Genomic DNA, 12,400 nt, shown 5'->3' with positions numbered 1-12,400 from the left:
CTCAAAGCATTCTTGAATTATAATATTTTATATTCAATTCCTCGTATTCCTTTTGATGTCATCAGCCTAAGTGGGTATTTTGTATCCTCAAGGTCGCTCCTTAACCACACTTTTCCTACAGGTGGACTTGTTGGGTCATCGGTTCTTACCTCAAAGTTTTTAAAAACCATCTCATATTCTAAAGGATCTATGGATGGAACGCCTATTATACTTTCTGTGTTTTTTAAGACTATTTCAGAATTAATCTTATTCCATATATTTGATGCTAATTCTTTAGAAAAGGATTTTAAAATATTGTCTTGAATGAGTAACTTTTTAACCGTATAAAGTGGTATGTCATTCATAAGAGTTAGCCAGTGCACTCCATTTAAATTGTTCTTTCCTGTGTCTGTAAATGTGTTTTTTGCAATTTCTATATTAGATAAATTCAATGGCAACACGAAAATATGTGTAAAATAGTAATTAGTATATTTCATGTCTACCGGATTTTTACCGTTTTTCATATCTTTATGAATACCATTATCCACCAAAGTGTTATTCAGGATTTTAACATTTTTCGTATTATAAACGCCCACTGCTACTGTATATGATCCAATTGAAATACCCATGGATGGAAAGTTTTTAATAGTATTGTTACTAATAGTGCAATCTTCTAAATCAAAACCGCCCGCAATCCCATTAAAGAAGCTGATACCTCCGATTAAACCCATTTCCGTTAGTATCACAGGCTTGCTTATCCATTCAATGTGATTTCCTTCGATACGTAAATTATTAATTTTCCCATGACTTTCTGGATATACGGTAATCCCTGCTGTAAGGGTTGCGGCACTATCCCACACATCGTTATTTTTGTTGATGTCTAGGATGATTTTGTTGTTATTGATTAAAATATTTTCCAAAGAGACATTCAGATCAGGATACATCATAATCCCTGTTTTAATTTTTTCAAATATGTTATCACGGATAATAATGTTTTTTTCAAGCGTTGGTTTGTCGTTCACCCAATCCGAGCTACCGATTAGAACAGCTTGTACATAGTTGTATACTTTGTTGTTTTGGATGGTAATTACAGTACCGTTAACGTCAAATACTGTATGGCTTAAAAGAGGTTCATCTGTATAGAACTCATTCTTTTCAAGCGTCATGACATCCACTTTAATATAAAATTGTGAAATATCAAATGGAGTGGAATAATAGGAGCGTTTTTCCCAATAGTTCCTACAATTCCGAATGGTTACATCATCACGACGTGACTTTGGATTTTTTGCACTATCGTCTGAATAGATGCACCATGTTGAACTATTATATAAGTCACACCCATCCACTGTACTATGAAGACCAGCAATTTCAATCAAAGCTTGAGGATTATCTTGATGTGTGGTACCAGTCGTAGAAGGTTGTTGATTATTTGTTTTATCATCTTTAAGGGTCAAATTTTCCAACCTTGAATCATTTCCCATTACAATAGCCGCCCAATATCGACTGTTTCGTCCTAAAAATTGAATAACTGACTTTTGTTTAGATTCCCCTCTTAACGTAATATTGTGCATAATGATAATGGCTTCACTACGATTAGGGATGCTTACAAAATACGTTCCTTCGGGGACAACTAACACTCCGCCACCTTTTGCGTCAAGGTTTACAATAGCTGTATTAATTTTTTTTTGATTATTTGAGGCTTCTGCCTGTGAATTAGGGATAACATTATAGTCCTTTAATGAAACTACATTATTCATTTGAGTCCTCCATTTACATGATATAAGAAGATTATTTTTTCTCTTCTTATTCTATCTTCCTAAACTCATTGAGACTAAACAAATCCAGAACCAACTGTGTAGTTCTTTGCAATTTCTTCTGATGATAAAACTCGGTTAAATAACTGCATATAATCTATTGATTGTAATCAAACCCGCTCCTCTCGTAATCGCGTTTCCGATTTAAATAGAAGTATTAGAGTTAAATACAGATCTATTTTATACATCGTCGACTGTCAAAACAGATATTGTCTTAACTCTATTAATATATATATTCGATTGTCCACCGTTTGGTTCATTTGGAAAGGTAATATGGACGGTGTTTGTCAATACAGTTGTCGCGTTTTGTTACTTTAGTAGTAAGCCCCCATTCAAACAACGCATATAAATTAACAGCACCTCTTTGGTACCAAATAAATGGAGGTGTTTTTCTATGCCGGAACAATAATTAACCATCGTCTCCGTTACATTACAAACACGGCTATTCGTGATGCGTACATTTCCGGTACGCTTGTTTTTTATAATTCGGGCTTACTTTCTAATATCCATTATTGCTCTGTATATACATTAATTCCCTTTTAATTGGACATAATTGAAGTAGTAAACTAAAAAACGGTAGTTAAATCTAAGGAGGCAATAATGAATGAAAAAAGAAATTCCTTTTGCGATAGCAACCTTTATTTTTATAACTTTATCAGCTATTACTTATGTTTATGCAGTTGAGGAAAGTAAGAAATTAATTACAATTTCAGAAGATAAATTTGATGTTACAGGAGATGGAAAGGAAGATATTATTACAATAAAAGGAGTACCTTATGAGGAAGGAACACAATTTCTAGAAGAAATTTATTTAGAAATAAAAGCTTCAAACGGTCAATTATATAAAGTAGAGTTAGATGATGGATACAGCCCTAAAATTCAATTTATCGATTTAAATCATGATGGAGTAGTAGATATGTTTATCTCAATCGAAACTGGTGGTAGTGGGGGGATTACAAATCATCATCTTTATACATTAAAAGATTTTACGTTATTACAATTAGGTGTACCAGATCCACTAGTCATTAATGGGCAGCTCCAAAATGATTATAAAGCAAGTATAACGATTGAGGATACGGGTCAATCATATACGTTTGATTTAAGAAATAGAGCGGCAGACTATGAAAAGTTAGGATTATATCAAGATGGGATGTTAAGTGAACCAACTGAATTAATGATTGATCCATATTCAATATTAAAACCTATACAAGTAAATGCAAATAAACAGTTCGGATTAATGGGGATTCAAGCAATTAGCGGGGCATATCATGCAGATAGAATAGCATTAGTTGAATCTACATGGTTATATGAAAAAGGGAAATGGAACCTTAAGAATACAAAAATATTAGAAATGAAGTCAAAAAAGCAAAAAAAGAAAAAATAGACGTTTGTCACGTTTTTTCGTTCTAGTCATAAAATAGGGTATCGGAATACTGATATCTTTTAGAGAAGGGGGTTATTCTGAATGGACAAATTTAATCCTTCGAAGCTAAATGTAATTTACATTCCTCCTACAACTGAATTTAGACCAGTTGATCATCGAAAATATACTTTTTCACAATCAAATAGCTCGGGAGAAATGCTATTATCTATCGGCTACAAGTTTGACAAAAGTGGGGTTCAAAATAATGTTCGTGATGAAGTACTAGCTGAATGGATTCCACAAATGGGTCAATATGTTTTAAGTGGGAAAATGCATATTAGTGATGGGGAATACGATGAGCAACATGCAAGATTACGCTTTTTAATTTTTCAGCGTGAAGTTAAGAATGCTTTAGTAGCCATGATGCTTGGTGATCGAGCATTTTTTTCCCACTATCCGTGGCTGCTAGATTCACCCATATATATTCATTTTCAATCAGATTATGAAGAATACAATAAAATGATTTACTATGGAACACCACGACAATTTTTAAATAGAATGAGTGAAACGGTTGGAACATAGAAGCAATGGAGTAAAGGCTGCTGAATAAGAATATGTGTAGTTTCCTTAAATAATAAAAAATTTAATCGTATGGAAAATGAAGAGAAGAATATTTAAATTCAGTTTAAGATAATAATATTATGTAAACTAATTAAAAAAGTAACATAATGTTTGCCTGTACAAGCAAGATTAGTTATTTTATGTATACAACTTTAGGAAAGTAAACTAAAGTTGTATACATTTTTTTTATTATTGTGCCTTATTCTTACTAGTTCATAGCATTTGAAATTATTTCAAATGCTTTTTCAGCAGCATGAATCGTTTGATCAATATCTTCATTTGTGTGGGCTGTACTAACAAAAAAACATTCATACTGTGATGGGGGAAGAAGAATGCCTTGATTTAGCATTTCAATATAAAACCTTTTAAATAGGTCTATATGAATGTTTTTAGCATCATTGAAATTTTTCAAAGGATTGTTAGTAAATGAAAAACCAATCATTGTGCCTACTTGATTAATGGTGTGAGGAATATGATATTTATTTGCTGCTTTCGATAAACCTAACAGCAATTTACTAGCAATGACCTTTAAATATTCATAGCTTGAACTGTTTAGTTTATTAATTGTAATATACCCAGCTAACATAGCTAATGGATTACCAGATAATGTACCTGCTTGATATATTGGCCCTTCTGGGGCAATCAAATTCATGATTTCTTTCTTTCCACCATATCCTCCTACAGGAAGTCCACCACCTATAATTTTCCCAAGACATGTTAAATCAGGCAAAATTCCATAATAGCCTTGAGCAGAATGGTAGTCTAGTCTAAATCCTGTCATTACTTCATCAAATATGAGCAAAGCGCCATATTGATTTGTTAATAATCGTAATTCTAATAAAAAATCTCGTTCGGCAGGAATGCCTGCCATATTTCCTGCAAATGGCTCAATAATGACCGCTGCGATGGATTGTCCATGGATATGGAATGTTTCTCGAAGCAGCTCAAAATCATTGTATGGGATAGATATTGTGTTTTGTGTGATTTCTTTTGGAACTCCAGGACTATCAGGAAGACCTAAAGTAGCGACGCCAGAACCAGCTTTGACGAGTAAGTGATCACTATGTCCATGATAACAGCCTTCAAATTTAACGATTAATTTTCGACCGGTATAGCCACGTGCTAAACGAAGTGCACTCATTGTTGCCTCTGTGCCCGAGTTTACCATTCTTACTTTTTCAATTGAAGGGATTCGCTCCATAACTAATTCTGCTAATTGGATCTCCTGTAAAGTAGATAGACCAAAGCTTGTTCCACATTCAATCATTTCCTTCAATCCATGGTTGACATCGTTATCTGAATGTCCATGAATTAGTGGTCCCCAAGAAAGGATATAGTCAATATATTCATTTCCATCTATATCATAAATTTTAGAACCTTTTCCTCTTTCAATAAAAATAGGTGAAATACCAATTGCGTTAAAAGATCTTACTGGACTATTAACACCGCCTGGGAGAAGCGCTTTTGCTTTTTGATAGGCATATTTTGAATTATTCTGACGCAACATTTTAACCCCCTAGTTAGCTAGAACATTTTATAACCTTAATGAACAAAGCATACATTGTCAGTTTACCTACAATAATGAATTGATCAATTTAATATTTACTATGTAAATGATAGGTTTTTCCTATGACTAAATAGTGTGCTTTCACAGTAAAAACGATAGTAATTAGTTATTGTTATCATTTGATATTTGGAATTGATAAAATTGTAAGATCTCTTACACTTAATTTTGATGCTAATTCATAAATTTAAGGAGCAATTGAATATGAAGATAAATAAAAAAGGTGGTTATGATCATGAAAGAGGTTAGATCCTATTTTCCAATACTAGAACAACAAATAAATGGTAAGCCTTTAATTTATTTTGATAGTGCCGCCACATCTCAAAAACCCGTTACAGTCATTGAAGCCATCCAAAACTTCTATACAAATTATAATGCTAATGTTCATAGAGGCGTTCATACTTTGGGAGTTAGAGCGACTGAAGCGTATGAGCGATCTCGGATAAAAATTGCCAACTTTATTCATGCTAATTCAGAGCGAGAAATTATTTTTACGAGAGGGACTACTTCAGGTATCAATCTTGTTGCTCAAAGCTATGCTATGAAAGTTTGTCAAGAAGGAGATGAGATTGTTATTTCAGAAGCAGAGCATCACAGCAATTTTATCCCTTGGCAACAAGTAGCTAAAAGCACAGGTGCTGTCATTAAATATATCCCTCTTCAAAGTGATGGAACAATGGAGATTAATGATATAAAACAAACAATTTCGTCTAAAACAAAACTTTTAGCCATATCTCATATTTCAAATGTATTAGGTAAAATAAATCCAATAAAGGAAATTTCCGAACACGCTCATCAATATGGAGCAAAAATATTAGTAGATGGAGCTCAAAGTGCAGCACATTTGAAAATAGATGTTCAAGAGTTAAATTGTGATTTTTTCGTATGCTCTGGCCACAAGATGTTAGGTCCTACAGGAATTGGTTTTTTATATGGGAAGCTGGATTTATTAGAAGAAATGGAGCCGACTGAATTCGGTGGCGAAATGAATAATTATGTTGGCATAAATAATTCTACGTGGAAAGAAGCACCATGGAAGTTCGAAGCCGGTACACCGAATATAGCGGGTGTAATTGGCTTAGGTGCTGCAATCGATTTTTTAAATGAGATGGATGTAGAAGTAATCGCCAAACACGATAAGCAGTTAACAAATTATGCACTTTCACGAATGAAAGAAATAGAAGAATTAGCGATTTATGGGCCAACCGAAGACAGAGTTGGGATGATTACATTTAACCTACAAGATGTCCATCCACATGATTTAGCAACTGTTCTAGATGTTGATGGCATAGCAATTAGGGCTGGACATCATTGTTGTCAACCTTTAATGAGACGATTTAATGTTAGTGCTACTGCAAGAGCTAGTTTCTATCTTTATAACACTGAAGAGGAAATCGATGTTTTTATTCAAGTCCTTCAAAAAGTAAAAAAATACTTCCGGAGCTTTTAATATTGAATTCAGCAAGAATTTTACGCATTAATGCATATTAACTACTTTTAATCATGGTACTAATTTCTGTTAGTTGAGCAATAAATTGTCTTGTTGAGGCACACATATATTTATCTTTTCTATAGATAATCCCGATTTCCCTATTAGGAGTTGGATTTTTAATCGAGATTATTTTAATTTTATGATGATATAGGCCTTCTAAATATGGCCTTGGCAAAATCGTTACTCCTATCCCTTCGGATACCATATGGATAATCGATTCCATTGTGGTTAATTCCAAAACAGGCTTTAGAGAAAAACCTAGATTTTTACAATAATGATCAATCAATGTTCTCAAGTAATAGTTTTTAGGAAGTAAAATCGTGCGCATGTTTAATAATTCAGCTAAATTAATAGAATCATTATTTCCGACTTGTAAATCGACGGGGACAGCAAGAGAAAGTTCTTCGTTGAACAAAGGAACTGATTCAAGCTCTTCATCCTTTACAGGCAAAAACATAACCCCTAAATCGAGCGTGTTTTCTAGGAGTCCTTTACGAATATCACCAGTGCGTAAGCCATGTACAGCAAGTTCAATATTTGGATAAAGCTTATTGAACTTAATGATGGTAGGAGGGAGTAAGTAACTAACGGTAGTAAGCAGAGAACCAATGGTGAGTTTTCCTCGCTGTAGTCCATTTAAATCATTAAGAGCTGCTTGAGCTTGTTCTATTTCGTGAAAGATCCGATGGGCATAAACGAGCAATAACCGTCCTGCTTCTGTAAGGGCGGTTTTTTTGCCTATGCGATCAAAAAGTGGCATACCAACTTCATGCTCTAATAATTTGATTTGTTGGCTTAATGATGGCTGTGAAATATTTAAACTTTCAGCAGCCCTTGTAAAATGTAATTCTTTACACACGGCCATAAAATATTCTAAGTGTCTAAGTTCCAATTAAGTCCCCCCTAGTTCATTCCATAGTTAATAACTATTATTATTATATTAATAATTAGATTGAACAATAAGTATTAGTTAGTATACTTGATTAATGTAAAGGAAACAAGAAATATAGTACATTACAGGGGGAATAACAACGAAAATTGAAAATAAAAGCGTAGGTTTTAAAATTGAATGGAATTTTTTGAGTATGAACATTTTGAATAAAAAAAGATTGATTCTTAAGTATGAATCAGATAGTGAGGCTGTTAAAATGAACGTACCTATGTTTGCTCTAAAAGAACAATATTTGAATATAAAAAAGGAAATAAACGAAGCGCTAGAAATGGTTATGTTAAATGCTCATTATATCCTTGGACCAAATGTAAAAAAAATTGAACAAGATGTAGCTGCTTATTGTAATGTTAAACATGGAGTCGGTGTTGCAAATGGCAGTGATGCCATTCATATTGCGCTAGAAGCTTGTGGAGTAGGGGCTGGCGACGAAGTGATTGTACCTTCGTTCACATTTTTTGCTACTGCTGGAGCAGTAGCTCGCGCTGGTGCAACGCCAGTGTTTGTTGATATTGATCCAAAAACATTTAATATTGATCCGAATAAAATAGAGGAAGCAGTAACAGAAAAGACGAAAGCAATTATCCCGGTCCACTTATATGGTCAAATGGCTAATATGGATCCCATTAATAAGATTGCCCAAAAATATGGATTATTTGTTATCGAAGATGCTGCACAAGCTATAGGCGCAGAGTACAAGGGAAAAAGGGCAGGAGAACTAGGAACAGCAACTACATTTAGTTTCTTCCCAACGAAAAATCTTGGTGCTTATGGCGACGCTGGAATGATCGTAACAGACAATGCAGAGCTGGCAGAAAAAATGACAATGTTCCGCACGCACGGAAGTAAACCGAAGTATTTCCACCATGTACTAGGTTATAATAGTCGCCTTGATGAACTTCAAGCAGCGATCTTAAATGTGAAATTTCGATATTTGGAAGAATGGACAAGAAAACGCTGTGAAAAAGCAATGAACTACACTCAACTTTTAAATGAAGAACTAGGAGAGAAAATTGTTACTCCTTTTATAAGTAATGATTGCTCTCATATCTTTCATCAATACACAATACGTGTACAAAAACGTGATGAACTTCACCAATTTTTAAAAGAAAACGGCATCGAAACGATCGTTTATTATCCTATGCCTCTTCACTTACAGCCTGTTTTTAAGGACTTAGGCTACAAAGAAGGAGATTTGCCTGAAACCGAAAAAGCAGCAAAGGAAGCCATTTCACTTCCAATGTTCCCTGAGTTAACAGAGGAAGAGCAATATTATGTTGTAAGCAAACTAAAAGAATTTTATCATAAGAATTAGTTAAGAAAATAACAATGTATATACGAATAGACGGCTTCATTCACATTCAATGAAAGCCGTCTTTCTTATTGTTCTCATGTAGTATAAACTTTCATGAGAGGTATATTTATGGAACATGGCTGCCTAATTCAAATTATGAGAGAACAGACGGTTTGGATTTTGAGGTAACGGATGTGTTAAATTCAACATTTCCAAATGAAATGAAAATGAAGCTCTATATACCCATTAAAGTATAACAAAAGGAGAGAATAGCAATGAATCACGAAAAGGTCTTTAGCGATTTCCCAATATTAGAATCTACGACCATTCTCTTAAAAAAAATTGAAGAAGTACATTTGCAGGACGTTTATACAATCTATGATAACGAAAATGTATTTGAATATTGCGGGATCATTCCTAAACATAATATACAAACAGTAAGCAAAATGATCGGTCATTTTGATAGGGATTTCCGTAAAAAAAGTAGAATTAAGTGGGGAATCTTTCAAAAAAATCAAAGTGATAAATTAGTAGGAATGATTGAAGCAATGGATTTTAACCAAAAAGTGGATATGGTTACGATCGGATATTTTTTAGCAGAAGACTATTGGGGCAAGGGCCTTGCAACGGAATCTGTTCGTCTACTCGTAAAATTTTTATTTCTAGAAGTACATGTAAACCGAATTCAAGCGGAGGTCATGCCTGCGAATGATGTATCCAAAAAAGTCCTCTTAAAGAATGGTTTTTGCAAAGAAGGCTTGTTAAGACAAGCGACTCTTTGGTCTGGTAAAGGAATCGTCGATTTAGAAATATACGGTATTCTTAAAAAGGATTATATATACGAATAAAATAAAAACTTTTAATTGAATGGAGACATAAAATATAACGATAAAGGACAGTATTTCCAAAAAACTGCTTTATGTTTCTGTCAATCTATTGATTTATTACTATTTTATGGTATAATTTTCTTACGATTAAGGAAGGGAGTGAGAATAAGCAATGACTAATTTAATGAAGATAACCTTGGAATTTATATTTATTGCCTCTCACTCAAGCGGAAGAAAAAATTAATGTATTTGAATTCATGATTAAAAAAGTTGGGCAATGGAGCATTGACTTTCTAAAAAAGAACGGAATGTGGAGCCACAAGGTTATTTTATTTACCTTGTGGCTTTTTTATTTGGAAGATAAATGCTCTAGTTTAAATATAAATTCCGGCAGTCTTCTCATATTTATGACTGGAGGTAAGTTTAAATACGAGTGAAAATTAATAAAAAAGTAAATAAGGAGTTGTCGGGTTTTGTTGAAATTAAAATATCTCTTTAACAATGTAGATTTAGCAGAAATGTTATTAAACAATTGGGCATTTGATAAACAATCGCTTGATATGTTTAAGTATTACAGAATCTCTTCAAATGCTATTTATCCATTTCAAACGCAAGGCAAGACACAGCTATTAAGATTTTCGCCAAAGTCTGAAAAATGTCGTGAAAACATTTTGGCAGAGCTTGAATTTATATCATACTTGCAGTCTAAGAATTATGGAGTTTTAGAAACAGTTGCGTCAAAGAAAGGAGAAGAACTTGTCGAAATACAAACGCCCTGGGGAGAGTACTTTGCTTCTGTTTTTAAACGTGTAAAAGGTGTACAGCTCAATCAGACTGATTTAAGTGATGTCGTTATTTTCAGTTATGGAAAAGCACTAGGAAGGCTTCATCAGTTTTCTAGTGAGTACAATCCTACGAAAAACAAGCGGTGGTCATATAATGACGTGTTAAATTGGATTCATCATATTCTAGTTGATTTTCCACATGAAAAATCAGCTTTGATGGAAACGAAGTTATTACAAGATTATTTTAACTCTATTCCTATGGCAAAAAACAAATTTGGACTGATTCATTATGATTTTGAATACGATAATGTATTTTATGATGAAGAGTCTAAATCTTGTAACATTATTGATTTTGACGATGCCATGTATCACTGGTATGTGATGGATATAGAACAAGCATTAAATAGTTTGCAAGATTGTATTCTGCCTGAAATGTTTCAGCAGAAAAAACAATGCTTTTTGAACGGATATCACACTGAATTTGAGTTCTCCGATGATATGATGTCATTAATACCAGCTTGTAGGCGATTTGCAAATTTGTACGGGTATGTACGCGTATTAAGATCAGTAGAAGATATATGGGACCATGAGCCACAATGGCTAGTAGATTTGAGAAAGAATTTAATTGTGGCAATGAAAAATGAATCTTCTTCCTTTGGAATGGAATTATAAGAAAGCTTTCAGCGAAATTTGAAAAGAAGATTGCTTACAGAAGTTGAAAATAAATACGATTGAAGACACTAGGGAAGGAGAAGGTGATGACAATTAAAAGAATAGATTTAAATAATCTATCATATAAAACTAATTACTCTAGTGATGTGACGGAGCGTGAAAAATTATATCATCTATTTGAAAGCGTGTTTGGCATTCACTCAGGCACACTTCGGGATTTTTCCAACAAGGGCCTTTGGAACGACAATTATATTCCATATACGTACTTTAATGGTGACAAGGCTGTAGCAAACGTTTCTGCTTTTCCACTCGCTATGATTATAAATGGAGAGTTAAAGAATTGTATGGGGATTCAATCAGTCATGACAGATCCTGATTATCGAAAAAATGGCCTAATGAAAGTATTGGTCCAAAAGATGTTGAATGATATTGATCATACGTCTGAAGGTGCTTTTTTATTTACAAGCAGCCCTCAACTATATACACCATTCGGCTTTAAGGAAGTTAAACAATATTACTTTAAAAAGGAATTTAATCAACAATCTATTAAACAAAAATATTCTTTAAGAAAGTTAGAACCTTTAACTGACTCAATTCATTTAAAAATGTTAGCTGATGTATTTAAAAAAAGACAACATTTATCAACTGTTTTTGCTCCACTTTCTTATTTGGAGTGTCTTTACTTTAATTTATATGATCCTTGGATATATGAAAGACTTTACTTTATTGAGGAGTTAAAATTAATTATTGTATTTGAAGTTCAGGATGGAATTTTACGGATGTATGATGTCATAGGGGAATCAATACCTTCATTAGAAGAAGTGTGTTCTTGTATTCCATACAACTTCCATTCAATAGAATTTTATTTTAATCCAGATTCATTTGCTCTCGACGATATAATGGCAATAGAATTTAAAACTGAAAACACGTTAATGGCAAGAGGTTTATTTCAATTAGAAAAAGGCTTCTTCATGATGCCATTAACATCTGAATTTTAATGGAGTTAAGGCAAGGGGTTTCCATTCATATTAAGCAGGGGG

10 protein-coding genes and 1 pseudogene are annotated in these 12,400 nt (G+C 33.4%); 8 read left to right on the top strand and 3 right to left on the bottom strand.

Annotation, left to right across the window (positions count from 1 at the left end; translation table 11 throughout):
- Positions 1 to 17 precede the first annotated feature (17 nt).
- On the bottom strand, positions 18 to 1,736 hold the full coding sequence (locus tag KDN24_RS12970; RefSeq protein ID WP_491348037.1) for a glycoside hydrolase family protein: 1,719 nt from the start codon (positions 1,734 to 1,736) through the stop codon (positions 18 to 20).
- A 661-nt stretch (positions 1,737 to 2,397) separates the two neighbouring features.
- On the opposite strand from KDN24_RS12970, the gene KDN24_RS12965 reads away from it, so the two are divergent.
- Complete coding sequence (locus KDN24_RS12965) at positions 2,398 to 3,177, top strand: YybI family spore inner coat protein (RefSeq protein WP_409973842.1); 780 nt, start codon at positions 2,398 to 2,400, stop codon at positions 3,175 to 3,177.
- An 81-nt stretch (positions 3,178 to 3,258) separates the two neighbouring features.
- Complete coding sequence (locus KDN24_RS12960) at positions 3,259 to 3,738, top strand: staygreen family protein (protein ID WP_409973843.1); 480 nt, start codon at positions 3,259 to 3,261, stop codon at positions 3,736 to 3,738.
- A gap of 247 nt (positions 3,739 to 3,985) precedes the next feature.
- On the opposite strand, the gene hemL is transcribed toward KDN24_RS12960, so the two are convergent.
- The gene (gene hemL / locus KDN24_RS12955; protein ID WP_409973844.1) at positions 3,986 to 5,284 is read right to left on the bottom strand and encodes a glutamate-1-semialdehyde 2,1-aminomutase; all 1,299 of its coding nucleotides are present in this window, start codon (positions 5,282 to 5,284) and stop codon (positions 3,986 to 3,988) included.
- Between the two features lie 286 nt (positions 5,285 to 5,570).
- On the opposite strand from hemL, the gene KDN24_RS12950 reads away from it, so the two are divergent.
- Positions 5,571 to 6,791 carry a cysteine desulfurase gene (locus KDN24_RS12950; protein ID WP_409973845.1) on the top strand — a complete coding sequence of 407 codons (1,221 nt, stop codon included), beginning with the start codon at positions 5,571 to 5,573 and terminating at the stop codon, positions 6,789 to 6,791.
- Positions 6,792 to 6,828: 37 nt separating this feature from the next.
- Here the strand turns inward: KDN24_RS12950 and KDN24_RS12945 are convergent, their stop codons facing one another.
- Positions 6,829 to 7,698: a LysR family transcriptional regulator gene (locus KDN24_RS12945; protein WP_409973907.1), complete on the bottom strand. Its 870-nt coding sequence runs from the start codon at positions 7,696 to 7,698 to the stop codon at positions 6,829 to 6,831.
- Between the two features lie 283 nt (positions 7,699 to 7,981).
- Between KDN24_RS12945 and KDN24_RS12940 the strand changes: the two genes are divergently transcribed.
- The 5 genes and pseudogenes from KDN24_RS12940 to KDN24_RS12920 all read left to right on the top strand — a co-directional run bounded on the left by KDN24_RS12940 (position 7,982) and on the right by KDN24_RS12920 (position 12,358).
- On the top strand, positions 7,982 to 9,097 hold the full coding sequence (locus tag KDN24_RS12940; protein ID WP_409973846.1) for a DegT/DnrJ/EryC1/StrS family aminotransferase: 1,116 nt from the start codon (positions 7,982 to 7,984) through the stop codon (positions 9,095 to 9,097).
- Between the two features lie 98 nt (positions 9,098 to 9,195).
- A pseudogene (locus KDN24_RS12935) lies at positions 9,196 to 9,333 on the top strand (GyrI-like domain-containing protein); the annotation flags it as partial.
- A gap of 18 nt (positions 9,334 to 9,351) precedes the next feature.
- Positions 9,352 to 9,924, top strand: a complete 573-nt coding sequence (locus tag KDN24_RS12930) for a GNAT family N-acetyltransferase (RefSeq protein ID WP_491348453.1) — start codon at positions 9,352 to 9,354, stop codon at positions 9,922 to 9,924.
- A 452-nt stretch (positions 9,925 to 10,376) separates the two neighbouring features.
- On the top strand, positions 10,377 to 11,360 hold the full coding sequence (locus KDN24_RS12925; protein WP_409973848.1) for a phosphotransferase enzyme family protein: 984 nt from the start codon (positions 10,377 to 10,379) through the stop codon (positions 11,358 to 11,360).
- 86 nt (positions 11,361 to 11,446) lie between these two features.
- Entirely contained in the window at positions 11,447 to 12,358 is a 912-nt protein-coding gene (locus KDN24_RS12920; protein ID WP_409973849.1) for a GNAT family N-acetyltransferase, read from the top strand.
- Positions 12,359 to 12,400: the final 42 nt, after the last annotated feature.

Source organism: Cytobacillus sp. Bva_UNVM-123, assembly GCF_046351715.2.
Taxonomy (GTDB): domain Bacteria; phylum Bacillota; class Bacilli; order Bacillales; family Cytobacillaceae; genus Cytobacillus.
The sequence above is the reverse complement of the archived record's forward strand: the minus strand, read 5'-3'. Positions and strand labels throughout refer to the sequence as shown.